Below are 25754 nucleotides of genomic sequence, written 5' to 3'. Positions count from 1 at the left end.
TACAATAAATGCATGAGTACAACTTCACCCGCATTTACACCCCTTGAACAGCTGACGCAAGCGCTGCGCAACGAGGGCTACGCCTTGCTGGCCCCCGCCGATGTGGCGGCCCTGGCCGGCGCCCCGCTGGCCCAGTTGAACGAAATGGCCGCCAGCTGGGACAACCTGGCCCTCGATAACTACCTGAAGGATGGTGGCCGCTACCGCAAGCGCCGCCATTCCTGCTTCGTGCAGAGCGGCGAGGCGCTGCAGCAAAGCGCCCACCGCGCCCACTGGCAGCCGGTCGAATACAACGCTCTGCACGGCGGCATGCACCGCATGTTCGAACCGGTGCTGCCCGCCACGGTCGAGCAGCCCGGCTGGCAAGGCCTGCTCACGGCCCTCGGCAAGATCTGCAGCGCCGTGCGCGGGGACCAAACCTGGTATGTGGAAGCCCACCAGTTCCGCATCGATACCGCCGACGGCATCGGCCGCCCCACCCCGGAAGGCGCGCACCGCGACGGCGTGGACTACGTGGCCGTGATCCTGGTCGGCCGCCACGCCATCAAAGGCGGCGAAACCCGCATCTTCGAGGCCGATGGCCCCAACGGCAAGCGCTTTACCATGACCGAGCCCTGGACCATGCTGCTGCTCGACGATGCGGCTGTCATCCATGAATCCACTCCCATCCAGCCGCTGGGCGAACATGGCTACCGGGATACGCTGGTGCTGACTTACCGCGCGAACGCCTTCCAGGGCGATGGCGGCTGAAGGCTAAATCCGATATAGTCGGGGGGCCCTTTCAACTATATGGAGATGTCAGTGGATTCCAGTTTTGAAATCGCACCGGACGAAATTGAGATCCTGATCGTTGAGGACAGCCCAACCCAGGCCGAACGCCTGCGCCGCCTGATCCAGTCGATGCGCTACGGCGCCCGCGTGGCCGCCAACGGCCGGCTCGCGCTGGACGCCATCCACGAGCGCAAGCCGCACCTGGTGCTGTCCGATATCGTGATGCCGGAGATGGATGGCTATGAGCTGTGCCGTGCGATCAAGGGCGATCCCGGCCTGCGCGATATCCCGGTCATCCTCGTCACTTCGCTGACCGACCCGAAGGACATCATCCGCGGCATCGAATGCGGCGCCGACAACTTCATCCGCAAGCCATACGCCGAAGACTACCTGCTGAACCGCATCGGCCACATGCTGGTGAACCAGAAGCTGCGCAAGGACTCAAATATGGAGGTGGGCATTGCGCTCTACCTCGGCGACCAGAAGCACTTCATCAACGCGGAACGCCAGCAGATCCTCGACCTGCTGATTTCGACCTACGAACAGGCCGTGCAGGTGAACAGCGAGCTGCAGGCGCGCGAACGCCAGGTGATCGACCTGAATATGCGCCTTGCGCACCATGCGGGCGAACTGGAAGCCACCAACCGCGAAATCGCGCTCAAGAACCTGGAACTGGCGGAAGCAAGCCGCATGAAGTCCGCCTTCATCGCCAATATGTCGCATGAACTGCGCACGCCGCTGAACGCCATCATCGGCTTCACCGGCGCGCTGCTGATGAAGCTTCCCGGCCCGCTGACGCAGGACCAGGAAAAGCAGCTCACCACCATCCGCTCCAGCGCGCGCCACCTGCTATCGCTGATTAACGACATCCTGGATGTGGCGAAAATCGAAGCAGGCAAGGTCACGCTCTCGGTGGAAACCGTGCAGTGCCAGGACCTGATCCGCGAAGTGAGCGAAACCCTGCGTCCGCTCGCCACGCAGAAAGGCCTGGCGCTGGAAGTGGCGCTGGCGCCGGAGCCGATCTCCCTCGATACCGACCGCCGCGCCCTGACGCAGATCCTGATCAACCTCGCCAACAACGCCATCAAATTTACGGAAAGAGGCATGGTGCGCATCACCTTGAGCCAGCGCCAGGACCCTGATGGTGTCACCACCGAATTCGCCGTTGCCGACAGCGGCGCCGGCATCCGCGAAGAAGACCAGGCCAAGCTGTTCCAGGCCTTCTCGCAGCTGGACTCCACGTCTACACGGCACGCGGAAGGCGCCGGCCTTGGCCTCTACCTGTGCCAGAACCTCGCCAACCTGCTGGGCGGCTCGCTGTTCTTCAGCAGCGATTTCGGCAAGGGCTCGGTGTTCACCCTCGCAATGAAGTCCCGCAAATAATGGGAGCCCGCGTCCTGGTGGTGGAAGACAATCAGGCCAATATGGACCTGATGAATTACCTCCTCACCGCATTCGGCCATCAGGTGCTGTGCGCCTACGACGGCGAGGCGGGTGTGGCGATGGCGCGCAGCGAACGGCCCGACATCGTGCTGTGCGACCTGCAGCTGCCCAGGCTCGACGGGCATGGCGTGCTCGCGGCCCTGCGCGCCGACCCGGCCACGAAGGACATTCCGGTACTCGCCGCCAGCGCGGCGTCCGTCAGCGACGGCGGCGCTGCGCTGCGGCGCGAAGGCTTTACCGGCCTGCTGCCCAAATCCATCGAACCGGATGTGCTGCTGCCCTCGCTGGACGCCTTCCTGCCGCCCGCCCTGCGCAGCAGCTTTGGCGGCGAAGCGCCGGCAGCGGCCGAGGCCACGACAGCCCCCAAGGCCCGTGTGCTGGTGCTCGATCCCTCTCCCATGGGCGAGGGCATGGCGGCCGCCGTGCTGCTGCACCACGGTTTCCAGGTCGAGGTAGCGGCGGATACTGGGGCGGTGAGCGCCCTGGGCAAGCAGGTCTTTGATCTGATCGTGGTCGATGGCCCGGCCAGCTCAAGTTTCGTCGGCGCAACACTTGTCAAATTTGCAGCAACGCCGGTGGTCCGCAAGGTGCCGCAGGATCCCGCAGAGCTGCTGCAGGCGGTCCGCACCGCCCTGCAAAACGGTTAATCGATTTCTGCTGCACATGCACAACAGCGCTCCTCGCGCCTCTGCCATAGTGATAACACGCATATCGTAGTTTTACGGTATTGCACCGCAACATAAACTTGGATATAGTGGAACTGTCTCCTCCAAGCGTTCTCCGAACATTGGATTCCGCCCGCAGCCTCCGGTTCGCGGGCTTTTTTTTGCTGTTTTAAAATTGGGGACAGACCCGGATTATACGAATCGTATAATCCGGGTCTGTCCCCAATTTCCCAAACGGCCCCAACTTCAGGCAATGAAGCTTAGGCGCGACGCGGGGAGGCGGGGGAAGATGCGCGCCAGCTGCCGGTCGGGCAGGCGCAGGTGGCGTTCGGCGATGTGGGCCAGCACGCTGCGGAAGTCGGTCGTCACCGGCAGGTCGCGGCCTTCGTTCAGGGCGCTGTCGTCCAGGCCCTTCCAATCGCCCAGCACCTTGCCGCCATTCACGCCGCCGCCCAGCACCCACATCACATTGCCATGGCCATGGTCCGTGCCACGGTTGCCGTTTTCGCGTGCCGTGCGGCCGAATTCGGACATCACGACAACCGTGGTGTCGTCGAACATCGGGCCGAGGCGCTGCGCCAGCACCGCCAAGCCTTGCGCCAGCGGGGCGAGGCGGTTGGCCAGCTGGCCTGTGGCCGCGCCCTGACTGGCGTGCGTGTCCCAGCCGCCCAGCGCCACAAAGGCCAGCTGCATGTTCGGGTCGTTGCGCAGCAGCGTGGCAAGCCGCGCCGCATCGTCGGGGAAGCCGTTCGGCAGCGGCGCGCCGCCGTTTGCCGCCATCATTTCGGCCGCCATCGGGCTGGCTGCGGCAGCCATCACCTCCTTACGCGCTTCGCGCCCGTCGCTGTACACCTTGCCGAAGCGCGCGTTGCCCGCGTAGAGCGCATCGAAGGCCGCGCCGATGGCGGGCCTGTCGTCGAGCACCGTGCCTTTGGTGCCCGCCGCGCCGTTGGCGAGGTTGATCGCCGCCGCACGGCCGGTGAGGATGCGCGGCATGGTGGGGCCTATGCTCAGCGCGCGGGTGGGACGCGAATCGCCTGGCAGCGCCGTGATCAGGCGGTTCATCCAGCCGTCCGGCGTGCTCTTCACACCCGGCGTGGCGGACTCCATATAGTCCTGCGCGTCGAAGTGGGAGCGCGTGGCATCCGGCGAACCGCTGGCGTGAATGAAGGAGAGCTTCTTCTGCTCCCACAGGGGCATCAAAGGCGACAGGGCCGGGTGCATGCCGAAATAGCCGTCCAGGTCCAGCGCACCGCCCTCCTCGCCCGGCTTCGCCAGCGCGATGGTGGGACGCAGCCCGGCATATGCGGCATCGCCCACCGGCGCCACCACGTTCAGGCCATCCACGGCGCCGCGCAGCATGATCACAATCAGTTTGCGCGTATGTGGGGTGGCCGGCTGCGCGGCAAGCGATGCGGCCCATGCCTCGCGGCCCAGCGGCACCATCAGGCCTGCACCGGCGGCAAGGGCATTCAGGAAATCTCGTCTTTGCATACCGTCTCTCCTCAGCGCTGCATGAAATCGGGACTGCCAAGCAGCAGCGCGCTGCGCAGCTTCTCCGGGCTCGCCGCCGCCAGCTCCTGCGTGCGCGGTGAAATGGATGGGCCCAGCGCCGCCTGCACCGTTTCGATGCTGGCGTTCTGTCCCAGCGACGTGGCGAGGCCGATGCGCATGGCCAGCGAGTCCGGATTGAGCCAGGCTTCCTGCGTGTTCTTGTAGCCGTCCGGCGTCTGGCAGCCATACAGGGGCATGCCCAGGCGGTTCAGTACCTGCTGCATGCGCTTCACCTCGGGCATGGCGCCGCTGGCGCGCGCCGCCGACACCACGTACTGGTAAGGCGTTTTGAATTTGGCGCCCGCCGTGCTGTCGTCCATGAATTCCGGGCTGCTGAACATGGTGCGCAGCACCGAACGGATATCGCCCTTGGTGTCGAGCCAGGTGCGCGCCATGCGCTCAACCAGCGCGGGCGGCGGCGCATCGGCCACGAAGTACTGCGCGAGCCGGTAGCTGACATGCCTCGCCGTCGCCGGGTGTACGGCCAGCACGTCCAGGGCGTACTCGCCTTCGGTACGGCCGCTGGCCCGGATGGTCCAGCCCAGCCACTGTTTGGCGCCGTTGTCGTGCCGCTTCGGGTCGAACCAGAAGGTTTCGTTCTCGCTCACCAGCTTGCGCGGACGGTAGGTCCAGCCGGTGAGCATGCGCGCCAGCTCCGTCACGTCCTTCTGCGTATACCCCTGGTCCGCGCCCATGGTGTGCAGCTCCATCAGCTCGCGCGCATAGTTCTCGTTCAGTCCATTGGCCTTCGATACCCAGTTATCCAGATAGAAGAGCATCGCGGGATGGTGGGCCGTGGCGCCCAGCAGCTCGCGGAAGGAGCCGAATACATGCGGGCGGATCGCATCGCGTTCGAAGCTCGCCGCCAGCGCGCGCACTTCGCCTTTGCCCGCAAATACATTGAAATGGTTGAACCAGAAATCGGTCATCACCTCTTCCAGCTGGCGCGGGCTGTCCACGGCGCGCAGCAGGCGGGCGGCGGCGCCCTCATCGCTGATGCGCGAGTAGACCTCACGGCGGCGGGCCTTGAAGGCCTCGTCCTCGTCGCGCCGCATGGCGCGCACTTCGAGGAACTTGCCCAGCGTGGCGCCAGGTGTTTCGTTCAGCGTATCCAGCGCCTGCAGGCGCGTAGACAAGTCTTGGGGCAGGGGCAGCGCTTCCGGCGCCAGCTGCTCATCGATATAGCGCTGCACGCCCATCCGGGCCACGCGCTCGATATCGCCGGGACGGGGCCCGTAAGCAAGGCGATTCAGTACGTGAGCGGCCGCCTGCTCGCCGGTGAGCGGCGCAGCCTGCAGTTGCGGCAGCACGGCCAGCATCACAAGTGGAATCCAGCGAAAGACAGGCATTGGCGGCTCCCGGTAACGGTCGAGCCTTCTTTATACGCTTGTCCCGCCGCGCTGCCAAAGGCCAGTTTGTATCGTATGTAAATCGCTGTTACATGACGCCTGCCATGCAAATTAAAACAATCGATTAAGTTATATCAATTGTTTAAATTCTGTGCTCTAATGGCAGGATGTCAGAAAAGCATTTCTCCCGAAAGTCGCGCTCGGACGGTGAACAATCCCGCGAGCGCCTGCTGATGGCCGCCATGCGCCTGTTCGCCGAACAGGGCTTCGCGCGCACCTCCACCCGCGAAATCGCGCTGGCTGCCGGCGTGAACGTGGCCGCCATCAGCTATTACTTCGGCGACAAGGCCGGTTTGTACAAGGCCGCCCTCACCGACCTCATTCCGCCGCCCGAGCACAATATCCAGCAGTTCGACCAGCCGCATTTCACGCTGCGGCAAGCGATGGAAGGCTTCTTCACGCAGATGCTGGCGCCGCTGGCCGAAGGGGAATTCGCCGTACTGTGCACCAGGTTGTGGATGCGCGAGATCGTGGAACCCACCGGCGTATGGTTCCGCGAGATCGAGGAAGGCATCAAGCCGGAACATATGGCGCTGGTGCGCGTGCTGGCGCGTTATCTCGGCATAGAACCGAACGATGAAGTGCACCGCCTTGCCTATTCGGTGGCGGCGCTCGGCGTGCAGCTGATCCTGGTGCGCGACGTTATCAACTCCTTTACTCCGCAGCTGCTGTCGCCAGCGGACGCAATTGACCAATGGACGACACGCCTCAGCGATTATGCCGAGGCTATCGTGTTGGCAGAACAAAAGAAACTCCGAGAAGGGAAATCATGAAAGTACTGAAGATGACGCTCGCGGTCACGGCAGCGCTGGCGCTCAGCGCCTGCGCGTCGGGACCGGCGAGTAAAGTCGATGCCCAGGCGCCGCTGCAATGGCAGGCGCCGCTGCCGCATAAGGGCGAGGTAGCCGAGCTGGCGCAATGGTGGCAGAAGCAGGGCGACCCATTGCTGGTGCAGCTGATCGACGCGGCGCAGGCGGTCAGCCCGACCATTGCCACGGCACGTTCGCGCATCGAGGACTCGCGCGCGCAGCGCGTGGCGGCCGGCGCCGCGCTGGCGCCGGACCTGAACGGCGTGGCCACGTCCACCCGCATGAGCCAGCAGCAGGCCAGCATGCCGACCAATACTACCTCGCAGCTGCTGTTGCAGTCCTCCTGGGAGATCGACATCTTCGGCCGCAACCGCGCCGCGCGCGACGCGGCCCAGGCAAGGCTGGAGAGCGCCCAGGCAGGCTGGCATGACGCCCGCGTGTCGGTGGCGGCGGAAACCGCCAACCAGTACTACGGCCTGCGCGCCTGCGAACAGCTGCTTGCCGTGGCGCAGCAGGACGCCGCATCGCGCGCCGACACGGCCCGCCTGACGGAGCTGACCGCCAAGGCAGGCTTCCAGGCCCCGGCCAATGCTGCCCTGGCCCGCGCCAGCGCCGCCGATGCCAGCAGCCGCGCCATCGCGCAGCGCGCCGTGTGTGACGTGAACGTGAAGGCGCTGGTGGCGCTGACGGCGATTCCCGAACCCGAACTGCGCCAGCGCCTCGCCGGCCAGGCGGCAGTGCTGTCGCCCGCACAAGGTGTCGCCATCCCTGCCCTGCCGGCGGAAACGCTGGCCCAGCGTCCGGACGTCTTTACGGCTGAACGCGAAGTGGCGGCATCGAGTTTTGAAGTGGGCGGGGCGCGCGCCGAGCGCTTCCCGCGCCTTTCCATCACGGGTTCCGTGGGCCGTGGCCGCATCCATACCTCGGATGGCAATGTCACGGAGAACACCTGGACTATCGGCCCGCTGCAAATGTCGCTGCCGCTGTTCGACGCAGGCCGCCGCCGTGCCGCCGTCGATGCCGCAAAAGGGCGCTACGAGGCAGCGGTGAGCAACTACCGCGGCGCCGTGCGCCAGGCCGTGCGCGAAGTGGAAGAAGCGCTGGTGAACCTGCAAAGCACCGATGAACGGGCGGCCGATGCGCAGACGGCGCTCGAAGGCTACCGCACCGCCTTCACCGCTACCGAAGACCGCTACAAGAACGGCATGGCCAGCTTGCTGGAGCTGGAAGATGCACGCCGCACCCGCCTCGCAGCGGAAAACACGGTGGTGAACCTGCAGCGCGAACGCAGCGCCGCATGGATCGCCCTGTACCGCGCGGCAGGCGGCGGCTGGACCGCAAACCAATAATTCAAATACAGGCACTCCATATGAACAAACAGACGATGAAACCGATGGCCGCCCTGCTGCTGGCCGCTTTCGTACTGCCCTGCGTGGGCATCGCCGTGTACAGCCCGGTTTCCGTGGCTGCGGATAAAAAGGAAGAAGCGCAGAAGCCGGCGCTGACCGTCACCACCACACGCCCTGAAAAAGCCACGCTGCCGATCCGCCTTACCGCGAACGGCAACGTCGCCGCGTGGCAGGAAGCCGTGATCGGCAGCGAGTCGAACGGCCTGCGCCTGACCGAAGTGCGCGTGAACGTGGGCGACGTGGTGAAGAAGGGCCAGGTCCTCGCCGTATTCTCGCCCGACACCGTGAATGCCGACGTGGCGCAGGCGCGCGCCGCCCTGCTGGAAGCCGAAGCGAATGCAGCGGAAGCCAAGGCCAATGCAGCGCGCGCCCGCACGCTGGAAAACAGCGGCGCCCTGAGCGCGCAGCAGATCAGCCAGTACGTGACGGCCGAACAGACCGCAAATGCGCGTATCGCCTCGGCGCGCGCCATGCTCAATTCGCAGCAGCTGCGCCTGCGCTACACGCAGGTGGTGGCGCCGGACAGCGGCGTGATCTCGGCGCGCAGCGCCACCGTGGGTTCGGTGGTGGGCGCAGGCACGGAACTGTTCCGCATGGTGCGCCAGGGTCGCCTTGAATGGCGCGCCGAAGTGACGGCCGCCGAACTGCGCAATATCCGCATCGGCGGCAGCGCGAAGGTGAAAGCCGCCAACGGCAGCGAACTGACCGGCAAGGTGCGCATGATTGCACCGACCGTGGATCCGCAGACCCGCTCCGCCCTGGTCTATGTGGACCTGCCTGCGGACACCAGCTCCAGCGCGCCGTTCAAGGCAGGCATGTTCGCCACCGGCCAGTTCGAGCTGGGCGAATCCGGTGCGCTCACCCTGCCGCAGCAGGCCATTGCCGTGCGCGATGGCTTCAGCTACGTGTTCCGCCTGTCGCAGGACTCGCGCGTGCACCAGACCAAGATCCAGCCGGGCCGCCGCATCGGCGACCGCATCGAGGTGCTGAGTGGTATCGACGCCAACACCACGGTGGTGCAGAGCGGCGCGGGCTTCCTGAACGACGGGGACCTCGTTGCTGTCAGCAACGGCCGCCCGGCAGCCGCGCCGGCGCCTGTGCGCGCTGCCAAGTAAGGAGGCCACGTGAATTTTTCCGCCTTATCTATCAGGAATCCCATCCCGGCGATCATGCTGTTCGTCCTGCTCACGCTTGCAGGGCTGCTGGCATACAAGGCCAATCCGGTGCAGGACTTTCCCGATATCGAACTGCCGATCGTGACCGTCACGGCCACGCTGCCCGGCGCCGCGCCGGCCCAGCTGGAAACCGAAGTGGCGCGCAAGATCGAAGATTCGGTCGCCACGCTGCAGGGCATCAAGAACATCTACACCAAGGTGCTGGATGGCACGGCCACCATTACCGTGGAGTTCATCCTGGAGAAGAACATCTCCGATGCGGTGAATGACGTGCGCGATGCCGTGTCCCGCGTGAAAGCCGACATGCCGGCGGAACTGCGCGACCCCGTGGTCAGCAAGGTTTCAACCGCCGGCCGCGTGGTGCTGACCTTCGTTACCAGCTCCAAACCGAACAGCGGCACGCAGATGGACGATGCGGACCTGAGCTGGTTCGTTGATAACGCCGTTTCCAAGCGCCTGCTGGCAGTACCCGGCGTTGGCGCCGTCAACCGCACCGGCGGCGTGACGCGCGAGATCCGCGTGGAGCTGGACGATGCACGCATGGCGGCGCTGCGCGTGTCCGCGCTGGACGTGTCGCGCCAGCTGCGCCAGGTGCAGAAGGAAGCGCCGGGCGGACGCGGCGACGTGAGCGGCGCCGAGCAGTCGGTGCGCACCATCGCCACCGTGCAGAGTGCGCAGGCGCTTGCGGCCATGGACATTCCGCTGGGCGACGGCCGCCACGTGCGCCTGGACCAGGTGGCAACTGTTACCGACACCATCGCAGAGCCGCGTTCGGTAGCGCTGCAGGATGGCAAGCCGGTGATCGGCTTCGAGGTGTTCCGCACCAAGGGCGCCAGCGAAACCGACGTGGCAAATGGCGTGCGCGCTGCCGTCGAAGAACTGCGTGTGAAGAACCCGAATATCGAGATCAAACAGTCGATCGACAACGCCGAACCGGTGGACGAAAACTTCGAAGGCTCGATGGAGCTGCTGTATGAAGGCGCCATCCTGGCCGTGCTGGTGGTGTTCTGGTTCCTGCGCGACTGGCGCGCAACGCTGGTGGCCGCGGCAGCGCTGCCGCTGTCCGTGATGCCGGCCTTCCTCGGCATCTACTGGTTCGGCTACACGCTGAATACCGTTACCCTGCTGTCCCTGGCCCTGGTGGTCGGCGTGCTGGTGGACGATGCGATCGTGGAAATCGAGAACATCGAACGCCACCTTCGCATGGGCAAGACGCCGATGCAGGCCGCGCTGGAAGCGGCCGACGAAATCGGCATGGCGGTGATCGCCACCACCTTCGCGCTGGTGGCCGTGTTCCTGCCTACCGCCTTCATGGGTGGCATTCCGGGCAAGTTCTTCAAGCAGTTCGGCTGGACCGCCGTGCTGGCCGTGCTGGCATCGCTGGTGGTGGCACGTCTCCTCACGCCGATGATGGCCGCCTACATGCTGAAGCCGAAGAAGCATGTGGAAGAGAAGGACGGCTGGATCATGCAGCGCTATATGCGCACCATGAAGTGGTGCCTGACGCACCGCCTTGTTACAGCGATTGCATCGGCCGTGTTCTTCGTCTGCTCCATCATGCTGGTTGGCCTGCTGCCGACCGGTTTCGTGCCGCCTGCGGACCGTGGCCAGACCCAGATCACGCTGGAGCTGCCGCCCGGCTCCACGCTGGCCGAAACCCGCGCAGTGACGGAACAGGCGCGCCAGCTGGCCATGCAGATTCCGGCAATAACGGGCATTTACGCTTCGGTTGGCGGCGGTTCGGCAGGCGATGCCTTCGCCCCCGGCGCCGCTGCGGAAGCGCGCCGCGCGGTGATGACCATCACCACCAAGCACCGCAACGACCGCGACGAGACCATGGCGGATATCGACGACGCAATCCGGAAGAAGCTGAGCGTCATCCCCGGTGTGCGCTTCACGGTCGGCCCGCCGGATACGGGCGTGAAGATGCAGCTGGTGCTGCAGTCGGAAGACCCGGTGGCGCTGACGGCCGCCGCGCAGAGCGTGGAACGCGAGCTGCGTACGCTGAAAGGCATCGGCAACGTGACATCGAGCGCATCGCTGGTGCGTCCGGAAATCATCGTGCGGCCGGACTTCGCCCGCGCGGCGGAACTGGGCGTGACGGCGAACGCCATCGGCGAAACCGTGCGCGTTGCCACCGCCGGCGACTACGACTTCGACCTCACGAAGATGAACCTGCCCGAGCGCCAGGTGCCGATCCGCGTGAAGCTGCCGGATGCCGTGCGCGCCGACCTCGATGCCATCGGCCGCCTGACGGTACCGGGCCGCAATGGTCCCGTGCTGCTATCCACCGTTGCCACCGTCACGATGGAAAGCGGTCCGGCGCAGATCGACCGCCTGAACCGCAGCCGCAACGTCACGCTCGACGTGGAACTGGGCAGCCGCTCGCTGGGTGAGCTGAACGAGGAAGCGCGCGCACTGCCGTCGATGAAGAACCTGCCGCCATCGGTCAAGCAGGCGGAACTCGGCGACGCGCAGGAGATGGCGTCGCTGTTCGCGAGCTTCGGCATCGCAATGCTGATCGGCGTGCTGTGCATCTATGGCGTGCTGGTGCTGCTGTTCAAGGACTTCATGCAGCCGGTGACGATTCTGGCCGCCCTGCCGCTGTCGATCGGCGGCGCCTTCGTGGCGCTGCTGATTACGGGCCGTGCGCTGTCGATGCCGTCCATGATCGGCCTGATCATGCTGATGGGTATCGTGACGAAGAACTCGATCCTGCTGGTGGACTATGCGATCCTGGCGCGCCAGGCGGGCATGAGCCGCTTCGATGCGCTGGTGGACGCCTGCCACAAGCGGAGCCGCCCGATCCTGATGACCACCATCGCGATGGGTGCCGGCATGATGCCGCTGGCACTGGGCTTCGGCGCCGACCCGAGTTTCCGTTCGCCGATGGCGATTACGGTGATCGGCGGGCTGATTACCTCCACGCTGCTGTCGCTGCTGGTGGTGCCCGCTGTGTTCACCTACATCGACGACCTGGAGCACCTGATGGGCCGCATCATGCGCAAGCTGCGGCGGCATAAGGAAGTTCCGGCAGCGCCAGCCGCTCCCGCTGCCTGACCCGTCGCCCCCGCCTGCGCGGGGGCGACGTTCAGGGTCGCCAGCCTCCTCCCATCGCGCGGTACAGGTCCACCGACGCAATCAGCAAGCGCGCCCGCAGCTGCAGGCGCAGGACATCGGCGCTGTACAAGGTGCGCTGGGCATCCAGCTCTTCCAGATACGATGCGTAGCCGTTGGCATAGCGGTTATGCGCAATCCGCAAAGTCTCCGCCGCCGTTTCACGGCGCGCATCGTTCTGCACCACCTGTTCGCGCAAGCGCGCCACCGCATCCAGCCCATTCTCAACCTCGGCAAACGCCGTGCGCACCGTATTCTCGTAAGCGAAGATCGCCTGGTCGCGCTGCGCGGCAGCGGAATCCGTCTGCGCCTGCACGCGTCCCGCATCGAACAGGGGCGCGGCCAGCGAGCCTGTAAGGCGCCACAAGCGTGTCGGCGAATGCAGGAAGTCGCTGAAATCCGTGGACTGCAATCCTCCCGCGGCAGTCAGGCGGAACGACGGCAGCAGCTGGTCGCGGGTTGCGGCCAGCGTGGCCCTGGAGGCGGCAATCGCCTGCTCGGCGCGCGCAATGTCCGGCCGGCGCCGCAGCAGGTCGGATGGCAAGCCCGCAGGCACCGGCGGCGGCGCCAGGCCGGCCAGCGCCGCGCCGCGTGCGACAGGCCCCGGGCTGCCGCCGGCCAGCAGCGCCAGCGCGTTTTCCTGCTCGAAGATTTGCCGCTGCAACTGGGGAATCTGCTCGGCGGCCGCATCATACTCGGCCTGCGCCTGCAGCCATTCGAGCCGCGAGCTGTAGCCGACCTCGAACTGGCGGCGCGCCAGGTCGCGCGACTGCCCGCGCAGCTTCAGCGTGGCTTGCGCCAGCTCCAGCTGCGCATCCAGTCCGCGCAGGTTGAGATAGCCGCTCGCGGTATTGGCTGCAACGGCCAGCGCCACGGCGTCCGTATTCGCCTGCTCGGCGCGCAAAGCGGCAGCGGCGGCTTCGGTGATATTCGCCAGGCGGTTCCATACGTCGATCTCATAGCTGGCCTGGAACTCCAGCGGGAACACGTTCGCCACATGGGGCACGCCGTTGTAGGCCAGCGCCCGCGCACGCGTCGGCGTGGCCGTGAGGCCGAGGCTGGGCTGCTGCGCCGCGCCGGCGGCGGCCACCCGGGCGCGGAAGTCTTCTATCCGTGCGCGGGCGATGCGCAGGTCGCCGTTGCGCTCGATGGCCGAAGCGACCAGCGCCGTCAGCACCGGGTCGTTAAAACTGCGCCACCATTCGCGCTCCAGCGGCTGCGCAGCGCTGTCCGGCCCGATGGGCGCACGCCATTGCTGCGGCACCTGCAAGGTGCTGCCGGGCGGCGCACCGACCTTTGCGGCGCACCCTGCCAGCAGAACCGCCGTAATCGCCGTATGCCAGCTTCTCATCGCCGCGCTCCGGCCTCGTTCAGCACCGCCGACGTGTCGATGCTGACGATGACCGACATGCCGGGCCGCAGCCGGTCCGCCAGCCGCTGGCCGGGATCGATGCGGATGCGCACCGGAATGCGCTGGGCGATCTTCACGTAATTGCCGGTGGCGTTATCCGCAGGCAGGACACTGAACTCCGAGCCCGTCGCGGGCGAGATGCGCTCCACCACGCCGGTGAGGATGGCGCCATCCAGCGCGTCGACCTTGAAGGTGGCGCCCTGCCCCACCTGCACATTGTTCATCTGGGTTTCCTTGAGATTCGCGATGACCCATATCTGCCTCGGCACGAGTCCCATCAGCTGTGCGCCCGAGTTGACGAAGGCGCCACGGCGCACCGTTACCTGCCCCAGCTGGCCGTCCGACGGCGCCACGATGCGCGTGTTGTCCAGGTCCACTTTCGCGGCCTTCAGCGCCGCCTCGGCGTTAGCCACTGCCGCCTCCAGCGAAGCCTTGTTCACGACCACCGACTGCGACTGCTGGCGCGCGATCTCCACGTTCGCACGCGCTTGCGACACGGCAGCTGCGGTCTGCGCCCGCGCCGCGCGCTGCGCGTCGAATTCGCGCTGCGACAGCGAACCATCCTTCACCAGCAGCTCAACACGCCCCAGGTCCGCATTCGCGCGCGCCGCCTGCGCTTCCGCATTGGCAAGCGCCGCCTGGTTGAGCGCGATGGTCGCGGCGGCGCTGCGGCGCGATTGCTCCCAATTGGCCAGCGCCGCCTTCTGCGCATCAAGCTGGGCCTGCGCCTGCTCGAAGCGCTGGCGATAGGTGCGGGAATCGATCTCCACCAGCAGGTCGCCCTGCTTCACATGCTGGAAGTCCTGCACCTTTACGTCGGTAACGTAGCCGGAAAGCTGGGTGCCGATCACCGTCACCTGCCCCCGCACCAGCGCGTTTTCGGTGGAGACCACCGGGCTGCTGAAAGGCGGCAGGCGCCAGGCATACAGCACGATCAGCACGCCGATCAAGGCAATCAGGGCGAAGCCGATGCCGGCCAGCCATTGCTGCCTGCGGCCGGGCTGTTCCGCTTGCGTGGTGGAGTTGTCGTTAGCGCTCATTTCGATCCGGAGTTTTCAAGTGAGACATTGGCCATGCCCGTCTGGGCGTTCGGTGCGGGCGCCGCCGGCCGGCTGGCGGTGCAGATATTCCACAGGTAGTGCATCGAGATCCATGCCAGGGTGGCGACGGCAACGATGGATATCAGCAGGAATACGTCGTTGTAAGCGAGGATATTGGCCTCGCGCGTGGCGGCCGCGCCGAGCGAGGCCACGCCCTGAGCATTGCGCAAGGCCGGATCGGCCAGCGTGCCGCCCAGTGCCGCCCCGCCGCCCTGGATGCGCGCTGCCACAAGGGGGTCGAGCAGCGTGAGGTGCTCCACCAGCTGGCTCGAATGGTATTTCTCGCGCAGCACCTGCACCGTGCCGACGATGGCGGTGCCCAGCAGGCCGCCCAGGTTCTGCGTCATCGAGAACATCAGCGAGAAGGAAATCAGGTTGCGCGGCTGCGCGATGATGGCGCCGAAGCCGGAAATGAAAATGGGGCCCACGAAGAAGGTGCCCGCGAACGCCAGCAGGAACTGGCTGAAATACATCTGGTGCGGCCGTGTGAGGTTGGTGGCGTGCGCATCGAGCCAGGCCCCAAGCGCCATCAGGAACAGGGCAAACATCAGCGAAGGCAGCACGCGCGAGGGCGATATCGTCAGCGCGCTGGCCACCAGTCCCGCGATGCTGCCGAACAGGGTGATCAGCCACAGGTCCTGCATCTGGTCGTTGTTCAGGCCCAGCGCATTCAGGAAACCGACCGTGCCGCTGGCCTCGCTCTGCACGATGCGGATCAGCAGCACGGCCAGCGCCAGGCGCACCATCTTGCCGGTGGTAAGCCAGCGGATGTTCAGCAGCGGCGACTTGCGGTTATGCTCGATCAGCACGGCCGCCGTCACCAGCACAATGGCCCCGGCCAGGCAGTAGCCTATCCACGGCGCCTCGAACCACCAGACGGTGCGGCCCAGCGCCAGTGCAGCGCACAGCAGCGCCACGCCGGGCGCGAACAGCGCAAAGGTGAGGAAGTCCAGCTTTTCGAAGACGCGCACGCGGTCGCCCGGCGGCAGCTTCAGCAGCAGCACGCAGCCGAAGGACAGGATGGCCATGCCCAGCTCGAAGGAATACAGGCCGCGCCACTCGGCGATTTCCAGCAGGTCGCTGGAGAACAGGCGGGCGAGCGGCAGCGCGAGCTGCGAGAAGCCGATGCCCACCACCACGCCTTTCAGCCTGTGCTGCGGCGGGAAGGCCTGCAGCGTGTAGTAGAGGCCGAGCACCGTGAGCGCGGCGCCGCAGATGCCGCTGGCGGCGCGCACCGCAATGGCGGAGGCCAGGCCGTGCACGAACAGGTGGGCCAGGGTGGCCACGGCGTACAGCAGCAGGAAGAGTTCAGTGAACAGGCGCAGGCCGAACTGCTGGCGGAACTTCACCAGCAGCAGGTTCATCGACACATTCGCCATCACATAGGCCGCCGGCAGCCACTGGATCTCGGCGGTGTACACGCCCAGCGAGCCTTGCGCATACAGGAGGTTGACGCTGACGAGCGCATTCCCGAGGCCGCCGGTGATGGCGACGATGAAGCCCACCAGCAGGAAGGCGATGCGGCGCGGCGTGGAGTGGAGCGGCGACGAAGGCGACCCCGGAAGCAGGGGCCGTTCGTGCGGTTGCCAGGTTCGGGGGGCGTAGACGTCCATGCTTCCCATTCTCTGTGTTCTTCTGCCCAAGAATACCCCAGTTCGTCCCGCCCCGCAGAAAACACAGCGGCGCCCGCGGGCGCCGCTGGCACGGCAAGAACCTGCGTCAGACCATGGGCGGATCGGTCTCGCGCTCGAACACGCGGTGCCCGGCGAGAGCCTGCTTGAATGCCGTCAGCGCCGCCGCCATGTCGGCCGGTTCGGCGCCGATGATGCCGCGGTCCGGCGTACCATCGGGCAGCTGGGATGGAATATCCGCCTTGGCCAGCAGCTGGGCCCCGGCGCCGATCACCATGATCGGCTTGCAATGGCGGTACTGCAGGCGCACGAATTCCAGCGCATGCGCATCGCGGCACAGGGCCTGCACAGCCTGTTCGCCGTCCGGCACGATCATGGCGTCGTAGACGACGGCAGGTCCCGCTTCGAGGGAGATTTCCACATCCAGCGTGCCGCCGCCGGCGCCGCTTACCTTGCCCATATTGCTGCCGGTGACACGCGGCACGGCGCCGTCGGCAAGCAGTGAAGCATACAGCGCGCGGACGCTGTCCGCATCCGTACCATTACCGACCAGGATCGCCACACGCCGGGTATGGATGCCGGTGGCGCCAGGCCGCGCCATCAGCGACAGGGACGGCGAAGGTTCATACTGCGGCAGCGGACGGGTGGTCGCCATCGGCTGCGGCGGCGGCACGTCCATGCCGAGGCCTGCCGCGACGGCGTTCACCAGCGTGACGTCCACATTCGCCAGCATCGACAGCATGCGCTCGCGGATGGCGGGCACCTGCACCCTTGTCAGCTCGAAGCGGAAGCCGCCCACGATGTGCGCCTGCTCCACCGGCGTCTGGCTTTGCCAGAACAGGCGTGCCTGCGAGTAGTGGTCGGCGAACAGCTCCGGCTTGCCGCGCACCTTATCTTCCATCATCGGCTGCGGGAAGCTGGTGAAGCCCTGCGCGCGTCCCGCCTGGAAGGGACAGCCGCCGCCCAGCGAATTGGGTTCGTAGGATACCCGGCCGCGATTGATGGTCTGGCGGTGCATGCCGTCGCGCTGGTTGTTGTGGACCTGGGCGAGCGGCGCGTTGACCGGAATTTCATGGAAGTTCGGCCCGCCCAGGCGGCTGATCTGCGTATCCACATAGGAATGGATGCGGCCATGCAGCAGCGGATCGTTGCTGAAGTCGAGGCCGGGAATGATATGCGCGGTGCAGAACGCCACCTGCTCGGTTTCGGCGAAGAAGTTGTCCGGGTTGCGGTTCAGGATCATCTTGCCGACCGGTTTCAGGGGCACCAGTTCCTCCGGCACGATCTTGGTCGCATCCAGCACGTCGAAGGGGAATTGCGCGGCCTGCTCTTCGGTGAACACCTGCAGCGCCAGCTCATATTCAGGGAACTCGCCCGCCTCGATCGCTTCCCACAGGTCGCGGCGGTGGAAGTCGGGATCGGCGCCGCTGATCTTCACGGCTTCGTCCCACACCAGCGAATGCGTGCCCTGCAGCGGCGTCCAGTGGAACTTGACGAAGACCGAATCGCCGGCCGCATTCACCATGCGGAAGGTATGCACGCCGAAGCCCTGCATGGTGCGGTAGCTGCGCGGGATGGCGCGGTCCGACATGGTCCACATCAGCATATGCATCGATTCCGGCATCAGCGAGGCGAAGTCCCAGAAGGTATCGTGCGCGCTGGCGGCCTGAGGCATGCCGTGGTGCGGTTCCGGTTTCACGGCATGCACCAGGTCGGGAAACTTCATCGCGTCCTGGATGAAGAACACGGGAATGTTATTGCCGACCAGGTCCCAGTTGCCTTCCTCGGTATAGAACTTGACGGCGAAGCCGCGCACATCGCGCGCGGTATCGGTGGAACCGCGTTCGCCTGCCACCGTGGAGAAGCGGACGAACACCGGCGTGCGCTTGCCCGCCGCGGCGAACGGCGCGGCACGGGTGATATCGCCCAGGTCCTGGTAGCTCTCGAAATAGCCGTGGGCCGCGGAACCGCGCGCGTGCACGATGCGCTCCGGGATGCGCTCGTGATCGAAGTGCGTGATCTTTTCGCGCAGGATGAAATCTTCCATCAGCGTCGGGCCGCGCAGGCCGGCCTTGAGGGAATTCTGGTTGTCGGCAACCGGCACGCCCTGGTTGGTGGTCAGCACCTGGCCGCCGGAATCGGCGCGCACGCGGTCCAGCGAGCCGTTGGTGGCGTTCACGCCCTTGCTGGCGCCGCTGCCGGTTTTGGGCGACACGACAGTCTCCGACGTGGTGCTGCCGGTAACGATTTCACTGGCCGGCGAAGCGGACTGCCCGGCTTGCGGATTGCGCGCGGCGTCGCCGTATTCGCCGGCCTTGCCGGCATTGAATGGAAACTGCGCGGCCAGCTCCGCCCCGCCCGCAACCTTTTCGAGCAGGACATCGGACTGCGGATTGTTGTTGCCGGTGGATTGCGGCGGCGCCGCATTGGAAGGCGCGGCCACGGTGCTGAGAACGGACCCGGCGCCGTCGGTGGCGCCTGCAGGTTTATTGCTGGTGGACATGGATATTCCTTCGTTGAATGACGGGACGAACAAAATCGCCCGGCGGCGCGAAGGCTGCCGGGCGAGGCGCGCAGCAGGCTGCGCGTGAGGCTTAGTGCTTGCGCGAACCGAGCAGCTTCGACACGGCATAGCCCGCGGCCAGCGCAACCAGCACCGACACGCCCGGGCTCCGGCGCACATAGCTGCGGCCGGATTCGGCCAGGCGATGGTAGGCAACGTTCAGTTCACCTGCCTTGTCGCTCAGCTTGCCGGACATGCTGTTCACGCCCTCGCTGATCTTGTCCACGCCTTCGTGCGCCTTGTTGACGAGGCGGTCGGTAGCGGCCGGGATTTTCTCGGCCAGCTTGTCGGCCGTGTCGCGCGCGCCGGTGGCCAGGCGCTCCGCAGCGGCGGCGCCTTTGTCGGCGGCTTTGTCGATGCTGCTGTGCAAGTCATTGCGGGTGTTGTTGCCGATCGGCGTTACGCTGCCGGTAGCGTTTTTGTCGTTGGTGTTATCCATGATGATTCCTTGTGCGTTGGTGGATGCGGGCTTGCATGGACAACAATAGGCCGATCACCCTTGCTTTACCGTGCGTCATCTAACAAAGGTCGGGTTGCGTTCGCTGGCCCACCGACATGCGCGCGACGCGGGTGCATGCTTGCGGGAATGATTGGAGGTGAATCATGGATACGCCTATCTCTGCAGTAGACCCGGCGGGCGTGTACCGCGCGGCGGGTATAACGCCGGCCAGTGCGTCCGGCACGGCCGTGCGGGCGGCTGCGCCACAGGAAGCCGCATCGGCCGATGTCGATGTATCGCCGCTGGGCCAGCAACTCGCGGCACAGGAGCAGCAGGCGGCCGTGGCAGCCGGCGTGGCGGCGGGCGCGGAGCCCGGCGCGCTGTCCGGCGCCGGCAACCCGGCTGTACAGGGCGCAGCCACGCCGCTGGAGCAGACGCAGGCGCAGCGCCTGGCGGAGCAGCAGGCGGCAGCCGCGCGCGCCGCGGAAGAGAACGCCGCTGCGCAAACCCTCGCCGCCCGCATGGAAGCCGGGCGCCGTGAAGTCGCCGCGAGAACAGAGCAGAACCAGGCGGTGCAGATGCAGGAGAATCGCCTTGCCGAACAGCGTCTGGCCGCAACACGCGATATCGCCCAGTCGGCACTCGCGGCGCAGCAGGAAGAAGCGACGCAGGCACAGCGCCTGGCGGAACAGCAGGCGGCCACCGTGCGCCAGCTCACCAGCACCGCGGAGGAAGACGCCGCCGCGCAAGCCCTCGCCACCCGCATGGAAGCCGGGCGCCGCGAAGCCGCCGCAGCAGCGGAGCAGCGGCAGGCGGTCCAGACGCAGCAGGACCGTCTCGCCACGGAGAGGCTGGACACGGCGCGCGCCACGCTTGTTGCGCAGATGGCGGCACGCGATGACAGCCCAGCGGCGGACGACCGCATTGCGGCCGAGCGCCTGCTCGACCGGCAACTGGCCGAAGCGCGCCAGGCAGCTGCGCGCGAGCCCGTTCCGCAGCAGGCGCAGCTCCCGCCGCAGCCGGCGGAGCGCGCGTTCCGCACAGAGGAAGCGGAAGCGATACTGGCACAGCTGCGTGGCGAAGAGCAGCAGCGCGCCGCACTGCAGACCCTTGCGGCGCAGATGGAGCGGCAGGCCGTGCAGCGCGAACAGCTGGCCAGCCAGCAGACCACCACACTGGAACAGGAACGCCGGCTGGCCGCGGAGCAGGAAGCAGCGCGCCTGCTGGACCGCGGCGAAACGTTGCAGGCCTTTGAACGCCGGCACGCCGCCGCCGAACTGCAGGCGCGCCAGCTGGAACGCCAGGCCACGCTGCACAGCGAACAGGCTGCGCAGGCGGCGGCCGGCGCGGCCGCTCGCTCCGCCGCGGACAGCGCCTTCAATGTGCAGGCCGCCGCTGCAGCCGCAGCGGACGCGCGCATCGCCGCCGCCTCTGCCGCCGGCAGCGCGAATCCCGCCGCCGCGCAGATTGCCGCCGACAGTGCAGCGCGCACGCAGGCGTCGCTGGCCAGCCCCGCCACCATTCCGGCCGGTGCAGCGGTTCCGGGCACGCCGGCCGCAAACGCGGCGGCAAGCGGCAGCAGCGAAGACGGCATCAATGCCATCGCCGGCCAGCCGGGCAGCACCCCGGCCACGGCAGCCACCGGCGCAGCGGGTGCGCCAGCGAATGCCGCGCCGGTGCCGCCGGGCGCCCTGCAGCCGGGCAGCGCGGAAGCGGCGCGCCGCATTGCGAGCGATCCGTCGATTGCCGCCGCCGTGGCGGCCTACCGGCTGGGAGGGGGCGGCCAGGCCAGCGGCGCTCCGGTCCAGAACAATGCGCCGCCGCCACGGCAGGAGCCGAATCCGCCGGTGCGCCCGGTCACCCGAGTGCAGCCCGCAGACGATATTCAGCCAGGCCGGCCCTGAATACTTTGCTTGCGGTATGGTCGGGATCGTGGATAATTCACGGATTCTCATTAAAACGACGGGAGATCCGATGAATGTGAAGCATTCCCTGGGCGCGTTCGCGCTGGCGAGCCTCGCGGCCGGCGCAATGGCGCAGGACGTGGTGGTCAAGATCGGCCACAGCGGCCCCCTGTCGGGCGCACAGGCTTTCTCCGGCAAGGACAATGAAAACGGCGCCCGCCTGGCGGTCGAAGAACTGAACGCAAAACCGATTACGGTCGGCGGCAGGAAGCTCAAGTTCGAGCTGGTATCGGAAGACGACCAGGGCGACCCGAAAGCCGGCGTCTCCGTCGCCCAGAAATTCGCCGACACCGGCATCAAATACATCGTCGGTCCATACAACTCGGGCGTCGCGATTCCTTCCTCGCGCGTCTACAACGACGCAGGCATGGTGGTGGCAACCGTCGCCTCCAATCCCAAGCTCACGATGCAGGGCTACCGCAGCCTGTTCCGCGTGAATGCGAGCGACACGCAGCTCGGCTCCAAGATGGCGCTGTATGCGGCCAGGGAACTGAAGATGAAGACCGTGGCCGTCATCGATGACCGCACCGCCTTCGGCCAGGGCCTTGCCGACGAATTCAAGAAGCAGGCGCGCGCCTCCGGCATGACGGTGGCGGCCCACGAATACACCAGCGACAAGGCCGTGGACTTCACCTCCATCCTCACCCGCCTGAAGTCGAAGAAGGTGGAAGCGATCTTCTTCGGCGGCTATGCCCCGCAGGGCGGCCCGATGGCGCGCCAGATCAAGGCGCTGGGCATCAACGCGAAGCTGCTGGGCGGCGACACCATCTGCACCGCCGAAATGGGCAAGCTGGGCGGCGAAGCGGTTGGCGAAAACGTGCTCTGTTCGCAGGGCGGCGCACTGCTGGACAAGGCGGCGGCCGGCCCTGCATTCAAGGCGAAGTTCAAGAAACGCTTCAGTGCGGACCCGGACGTCTACGCTGCGTCCTACTACGATGCGGTGCAGCTGTTCGCAGCGGCCATGCAGAAGGCAAACTCGATCGATCCGGGCCGCGTGGCCGGCGCCATCTCCACCGGCAGCTACGCCGGCGTGGCGGGCACCTATGCCTTCGATGGCAAGGGAGACATGAAGTCCTCCCCTGTCACCATCTTCACCTTCAGGAACGGCCAGCCTTCCGCGCTGACCAGCTACTAAGCTTCCATCACACGCGCAGCGCGTCGGCGGGCCGCATCCGGACCGCCGCACGCGCGTGCCGCGCCAGGGCCAGTAGCGCGACAAGGCACGTCGCGCCCAGCGCCAGCAGCAAAGACCAGTAAGCCAGCGGCGAACGCTCCAGATAGGGCGCGAGGTAGCGCTGTATCGTCAATGCAGCTACCGGCATGCCAAGCAGGGAAGCCAGCGCCAGCAGCTGTCCCATTTCCCGCGCCAGCAGGCCTGCGATTGCCGCCGGGCCGGCGCCATGCAGCTTGCGCAGCACAATCTCCTTCGCGCGCCGCTGCACCGCATGCGCGGCCAGTGCATAGGTGCCGAAAGCGGCAATCGCGAAGGCAAGCGCGCTGGCCAATGCCAGCAGGCGGGCGATACGCGCCTCCTCGGCATAATTCTCTGCCAGGATATCCTTTGCCCTGCTCATGCGCAGCAGCGCCTCGGGGAAGTACTTCGGCCACAGCATGTTGACCAGCGCTTCCGTTTCGGCCAGCGGTGCATTGCTGCGCACCGTCAGCGTCTGGCCGAAAGTCCACAGTTCATACAGCACGGCCCGCGGCGCCTCGCGCAGCGACTGGTAGCGGATGTCCGGTGCAATGCCGAGCACGCGCTTGTGAATGACCTTTCCGCTGAAATCGGTAAACGGCAGGATCTCGCCTACCGCTGCAGCCGGATCCGAAAACCCGAGCCGGCGCGCGGCGATGGCATTGATCAGCACCGGAACCGCGTCGTCATCCTTGTCCAGCCGCGCATCGAACAGGCGGCCAGCCACCGCTTTCATGCCGTATTCCTCGAAGAAGCTGGCGCTGACCGAGCGCACATCCACCGAGACGCTCGGGCCGCCCGGCCGCTTGATGTCCTGCATCCAGGAGGAGCGGGTACGGCCCACCGCGTCGCCGGAGACGGCAACTCCCGCCACCTCCTTGTGCGCCTTGAGGGCGGCGGCAAAGTTGCGCGCCTCCGCGCTGTCCCGGTAAGAGCCGGGAAGATCGACCACCAGCAGCCTTGAATCGTCAAAACCTGCCGATGCCTGCATGGCGAACTGCGTCTGCCATGCAATCGTCAGCGTAACGCTGGCAAGGCCGATGGCTGTTGCGAGCTGCAGCACCGTCAGGGCGCGGCGCAGGAAAGCCCCTTGCGTGGATTCAGCATCCGGTTTCCCGGCCAGTACGCTGGCCGGCCGCACCCGTAAGGCAATCCAGACCGGATATGCTGCAGTGGCAGCGCCGAGCAATGCGCCCAGCAGCAGCGCCAGCACCAAGTTCTCCAGCGTGGCGATGCCTGCGAGCTGGCGGTTCACCAGCTGCGAGAACAGCGGCAGCGCAGCCCACGCCAGCAGCAGGCCAAGCAGGGCCGCCAGCATGGCAACCAGCATGGATTCGGCCAGCAGCTGCAGCGCTATCTGGCGCGGTGCAGCGCCGAGCACTTTGCGCACCGCCATTTCGCGCTGGCGCCGCAAGGTGCGCACCGCCGCCAGGTTCACATAGTTGGCGGATGCGAGCAGCAGGATCAGCACCGCAATCACGCCCAGTCCTGCCACCACGGCCGGATGCCCACGGTCGCCCGGCGCGGAAATGTGGTTCTCTGCCACCTGCCGGTCGAAGTAGGCATCGCGCAGCGGCGACAACACCACATCCATCACCTTGCGCTTGCCGATGCGTTCGCGCGTTTCCGGCGACTGGTTCTGCACCACCGGCGACTGGTCGATGGTCTGCTGCAGGGCCGCTGCGATATCCGCGGGCGCCACGCCGGGCTTCAGGCGCAGCAGCACCTTGCCCCACCAGCCCATTTCGCCGGTCAGCAATTCCTTGCGCAGCACTTCCTCGCCGGTGACGGAATTGGCGCCAACCAGCGCTTCGAAAGGAACGGTGGAATTCGCCGGCGGTGTCGCCAGCACTGCGTCCACGCGCAGCAGCTTGCCCTCCATGTGCAGGCTGCTGCCGGCAATATCGCTTTTGCCAAACAGGCGTTTGGCAGCCGCTTCGGTCAGTGCGATGCCTTCCGGATTCACCAGCGCCCGGCCGGCATCGCCGTGTATGGCGGTAATGCCCAGTGTTTCAACAAAGCCCGGCAGCACGGTCAGGCCGTTCAGCTGGAACAGCGTGCCGCCCGCCCGCACGGTCATGCCGGTCACTTGCGGGCGCGCAGGAATGTAGGCAGTCGCCACCTCCACGCCGGGCAGCTTCATGGCCGCGGGCCTCAGCAGCAGCGGCGACTGGTCGAACCATGGCTCCAGCGGATTCACATTGTCGCGCTGCTTCACCACATATACATTGTCCACCTGCGGCACATGGCTGTTGTATTGCCATGAGTAGCGCACAAAGCCCATCAGCAGCAGGAAGGCGGCAAAACCGGTGCCGAGTCCCAGCACCACCACCAGCGAGTAGGCAGGCTCCTGCAACAAGGCCCGCCAGCCGGTGCGAAAGTCCCTGATCCGCATGCTGCCCCCTTATGCCGCCAGCGCATCGACGAGGATGCGGCCATCCAGCAAACGCAGCGTGCGTGATGCCTGGGCGGCGTGCGAGGGCGAGTGCGTCACCATCACGATGGTGGTGCCCTCTGCGTTAATCTGGCGCAGGATGCGCATCACCTCATCGCCATGCGCCGTATCGAGGTTGCCGGTCGGTTCGTCCGCCAGCAGCAGGGCTGGCCCCGCAATCAGTGCGCGCGCAATTGCCACGCGCTGCTGCTGGCCGCCCGACAGCTGCGAGGGACGGTGCTTTGCGCGGTGCGCCACACCCAGCTTGTCCAGCATGGCGGCAACGCGCTCGCGGCGCTCGCGTGCCGGCACATTCATGTATTCGAGCGCCAGTTCCACATTCTCCGCTACCGACAGTTCCTCGATCAGGTTAAAACTCTGGAAGATGAAGCCGATGCGCCCACGGCGCAGGCGGTTCAGCTGCGCCTCGCTCCAGCCGGCCACGTTCTCTCCTTCGAACCAGCACTCGCCGCTATCGGGCGTATCCAGAAGGCCCAGCACCGACAGCAGCGTCGATTTGCCGCAGCCGGATGGGCCGGTAACGGCCACGTATTCACCGGCCTCGATGTCCAGGTTGATGCGGTCCAGCGCCCTGGTGCGAACTTCGCCGCCTTCGAAGGTTTTGCTGACATTGGTCAGTTTAAGCATGCAGTCTCCCGTTTCAGTCA

General features: G+C 66.3%; 18 protein-coding genes. 9 read left to right on the top strand and 9 right to left on the bottom strand.

The window, feature by feature from the left end; genetic code table 11:
- The first annotated feature begins 12 nt into the window (after positions 1–12).
- From ACJRPG_RS01865 to ACJRPG_RS01855, 3 genes are read left to right on the top strand one after another with little or no spacing between them, the layout of a single operon-like run.
- Positions 13–750 (top strand): 2OG-Fe dioxygenase family protein, encoded by a 738-nt coding sequence (locus ACJRPG_RS01865; protein WP_407998343.1) that lies wholly within the window; start codon positions 13–15, stop codon positions 748–750.
- A gap of 51 nt (positions 751–801) precedes the next feature.
- Positions 802–2154, top strand: coding sequence for a hybrid sensor histidine kinase/response regulator (locus ACJRPG_RS01860; RefSeq protein ID WP_407998342.1), 1353 nt, complete (start codon positions 802–804; stop codon positions 2152–2154).
- Positions 2154–2861 (top strand): response regulator, encoded by a 708-nt coding sequence (locus ACJRPG_RS01855; protein ID WP_407998341.1) that lies wholly within the window; start codon positions 2154–2156, stop codon positions 2859–2861. The genes ACJRPG_RS01860 and ACJRPG_RS01855 overlap by 1 nt, the downstream gene beginning before the upstream one ends.
- Positions 2862–3125: 264 nt before the next feature.
- Here ACJRPG_RS01855 and ACJRPG_RS01850 read toward each other — a convergent pair whose 3' ends face one another.
- On the bottom strand, positions 3126–4373 hold the full coding sequence (locus tag ACJRPG_RS01850; RefSeq protein WP_407998340.1) for a DUF1501 domain-containing protein: 1248 nt from the start codon (positions 4371–4373) through the stop codon (positions 3126–3128).
- Positions 4374–4384: 11 nt separating this feature from the next.
- Positions 4385–5782 carry a DUF1800 domain-containing protein gene (locus tag ACJRPG_RS01845; RefSeq protein WP_407998339.1) on the bottom strand — a complete coding sequence of 466 codons (1398 nt, stop codon included), beginning with the start codon at positions 5780–5782 and terminating at the stop codon, positions 4385–4387.
- Between the two features lie 167 nt (positions 5783–5949).
- Here ACJRPG_RS01845 and ACJRPG_RS01840 point away from each other — a divergent pair, with 167 nt between their 5' ends.
- From ACJRPG_RS01840 to ACJRPG_RS01825, 4 genes are read left to right on the top strand one after another with little or no spacing between them, the layout of a single operon-like run.
- Positions 5950–6615, top strand: a complete 666-nt coding sequence (locus ACJRPG_RS01840; protein ID WP_407998338.1) for a CerR family C-terminal domain-containing protein — start codon at positions 5950–5952, stop codon at positions 6613–6615.
- Positions 6612–8000 (top strand): efflux transporter outer membrane subunit, encoded by a 1389-nt coding sequence (locus ACJRPG_RS01835; protein WP_407998337.1) that lies wholly within the window; start codon positions 6612–6614, stop codon positions 7998–8000. The genes ACJRPG_RS01840 and ACJRPG_RS01835 overlap by 4 nt, the downstream gene beginning before the upstream one ends.
- A gap of 20 nt (positions 8001–8020) precedes the next feature.
- Entirely contained in the window at positions 8021–9175 is a 1155-nt protein-coding gene (locus ACJRPG_RS01830; RefSeq protein ID WP_407998336.1) for an efflux RND transporter periplasmic adaptor subunit, read from the top strand.
- 9 nt (positions 9176–9184) lie between these two features.
- On the top strand, positions 9185–12295 hold the full coding sequence (locus ACJRPG_RS01825; RefSeq protein WP_407998335.1) for an efflux RND transporter permease subunit: 3111 nt from the start codon (positions 9185–9187) through the stop codon (positions 12293–12295).
- Between the two features lie 31 nt (positions 12296–12326).
- On the opposite strand, the gene ACJRPG_RS01820 is transcribed toward ACJRPG_RS01825, so the two are convergent.
- From ACJRPG_RS01820 to ACJRPG_RS01800, 5 genes are all read right to left on the bottom strand, one after another.
- Positions 12327–13703 carry an efflux transporter outer membrane subunit gene (locus tag ACJRPG_RS01820; RefSeq protein WP_407998334.1) on the bottom strand — a complete coding sequence of 459 codons (1377 nt, stop codon included), beginning with the start codon at positions 13701–13703 and terminating at the stop codon, positions 12327–12329.
- On the bottom strand, positions 13700–14803 hold the full coding sequence (locus ACJRPG_RS01815; protein ID WP_407998333.1) for an HlyD family secretion protein: 1104 nt from the start codon (positions 14801–14803) through the stop codon (positions 13700–13702). The genes ACJRPG_RS01820 and ACJRPG_RS01815 overlap by 4 nt, the downstream gene beginning before the upstream one ends.
- Positions 14800–16476, bottom strand: a complete 1677-nt coding sequence (locus ACJRPG_RS01810; RefSeq protein WP_407998332.1) for an MFS transporter — start codon at positions 16474–16476, stop codon at positions 14800–14802. Before ACJRPG_RS01810 ends, ACJRPG_RS01815 begins: the two co-directional genes overlap by 4 nt.
- 106 nt (positions 16477–16582) lie before the next feature.
- Positions 16583–18997 carry a catalase gene (locus ACJRPG_RS01805; RefSeq protein ID WP_407998331.1) on the bottom strand — a complete coding sequence of 805 codons (2415 nt, stop codon included), beginning with the start codon at positions 18995–18997 and terminating at the stop codon, positions 16583–16585.
- A 91-nt stretch (positions 18998–19088) separates the two neighbouring features.
- Positions 19089–19496, bottom strand: coding sequence for a hypothetical protein (locus tag ACJRPG_RS01800; RefSeq protein ID WP_407998330.1), 408 nt, complete (start codon positions 19494–19496; stop codon positions 19089–19091).
- Positions 19497–19660: 164 nt separating this feature from the next.
- Here ACJRPG_RS01800 and ACJRPG_RS01795 point away from each other — a divergent pair, with 164 nt between their 5' ends.
- Together ACJRPG_RS01795 and ACJRPG_RS01790 are read left to right on the top strand one after the other, a co-directional pair.
- The gene (locus ACJRPG_RS01795; RefSeq protein ID WP_407998329.1) at positions 19661–21400 is read left to right on the top strand and encodes a coiled-coil domain-containing protein; all 1740 of its coding nucleotides are present in this window, start codon (positions 19661–19663) and stop codon (positions 21398–21400) included.
- Positions 21401–21470: 70 nt separating this feature from the next.
- Complete coding sequence (locus tag ACJRPG_RS01790; RefSeq protein ID WP_407998328.1) at positions 21471–22595, top strand: branched-chain amino acid ABC transporter substrate-binding protein; 1125 nt, start codon at positions 21471–21473, stop codon at positions 22593–22595.
- 7 nt (positions 22596–22602) lie between these two features.
- On the opposite strand, the gene ACJRPG_RS01785 is transcribed toward ACJRPG_RS01790, so the two are convergent.
- Positions 22603–25047, bottom strand: a complete 2445-nt coding sequence (locus tag ACJRPG_RS01785; protein ID WP_407998327.1) for an ABC transporter permease — start codon at positions 25045–25047, stop codon at positions 22603–22605.
- 9 nt (positions 25048–25056) lie between these two features.
- Positions 25057–25734: an ABC transporter ATP-binding protein gene (locus ACJRPG_RS01780; RefSeq protein ID WP_407998326.1), complete on the bottom strand. Its 678-nt coding sequence runs from the start codon at positions 25732–25734 to the stop codon at positions 25057–25059.
- Between the last annotated feature and the right edge of the window lie 20 nt (positions 25735–25754).

The sequence above is a fragment of the Pseudoduganella rhizocola genome (genome assembly GCF_045984285.3).
Classification (GTDB): Bacteria; Pseudomonadota; Gammaproteobacteria; order Burkholderiales; family Burkholderiaceae_D; genus Rugamonas.
Note: the sequence above shows the minus strand (reverse complement) of the source record. Positions and strands in the feature narration are given on the sequence as shown.

What these genes read in the sequence shown, in the direction of transcription:
- ACJRPG_RS01830 (WP_407998336.1), top strand. Translation starts at nt 8,021, where the DNA reads ATGAACAAACAGACGATGAAACCGATGGCCGCCCTGCTGCTGGCCGCT.
- ACJRPG_RS01850 (WP_407998340.1), bottom strand. Translation starts at nt 4,373, where the DNA reads ATGCAAAGACGAGATTTCCTGAATGCCCTTGCCGCCGGTGCAGGCCTG.
- ACJRPG_RS01865 (WP_407998343.1), top strand. Translation starts at nt 13, where the DNA reads ATGAGTACAACTTCACCCGCATTTACACCCCTTGAACAGCTGACGCAA.
- ACJRPG_RS01815 (WP_407998333.1), bottom strand. Translation starts at nt 14,803, where the DNA reads ATGAGCGCTAACGACAACTCCACCACGCAAGCGGAACAGCCCGGCCGC.
- ACJRPG_RS01855 (WP_407998341.1), top strand. Translation starts at nt 2,154, where the DNA reads ATGGGAGCCCGCGTCCTGGTGGTGGAAGACAATCAGGCCAATATGGAC.
- ACJRPG_RS01785 (WP_407998327.1), bottom strand. Translation starts at nt 25,047, where the DNA reads ATGCGGATCAGGGACTTTCGCACCGGCTGGCGGGCCTTGTTGCAGGAG.
- ACJRPG_RS01845 (WP_407998339.1), bottom strand. Translation starts at nt 5,782, where the DNA reads ATGCCTGTCTTTCGCTGGATTCCACTTGTGATGCTGGCCGTGCTGCCG.
- ACJRPG_RS01840 (WP_407998338.1), top strand. Translation starts at nt 5,950, where the DNA reads ATGTCAGAAAAGCATTTCTCCCGAAAGTCGCGCTCGGACGGTGAACAA.
- ACJRPG_RS01780 (WP_407998326.1), bottom strand. Translation starts at nt 25,734, where the DNA reads ATGCTTAAACTGACCAATGTCAGCAAAACCTTCGAAGGCGGCGAAGTT.
- ACJRPG_RS01795 (WP_407998329.1), top strand. Translation starts at nt 19,661, where the DNA reads ATGGATACGCCTATCTCTGCAGTAGACCCGGCGGGCGTGTACCGCGCG.
- ACJRPG_RS01820 (WP_407998334.1), bottom strand. Translation starts at nt 13,703, where the DNA reads ATGAGAAGCTGGCATACGGCGATTACGGCGGTTCTGCTGGCAGGGTGC.
- ACJRPG_RS01810 (WP_407998332.1), bottom strand. Translation starts at nt 16,476, where the DNA reads ATGGACGTCTACGCCCCCCGAACCTGGCAACCGCACGAACGGCCCCTG.
- ACJRPG_RS01800 (WP_407998330.1), bottom strand. Translation starts at nt 19,496, where the DNA reads ATGGATAACACCAACGACAAAAACGCTACCGGCAGCGTAACGCCGATC.
- ACJRPG_RS01805 (WP_407998331.1), bottom strand. Translation starts at nt 18,997, where the DNA reads ATGTCCACCAGCAATAAACCTGCAGGCGCCACCGACGGCGCCGGGTCC.
- ACJRPG_RS01790 (WP_407998328.1), top strand. Translation starts at nt 21,471, where the DNA reads ATGAATGTGAAGCATTCCCTGGGCGCGTTCGCGCTGGCGAGCCTCGCG.
- ACJRPG_RS01835 (WP_407998337.1), top strand. Translation starts at nt 6,612, where the DNA reads ATGAAAGTACTGAAGATGACGCTCGCGGTCACGGCAGCGCTGGCGCTC.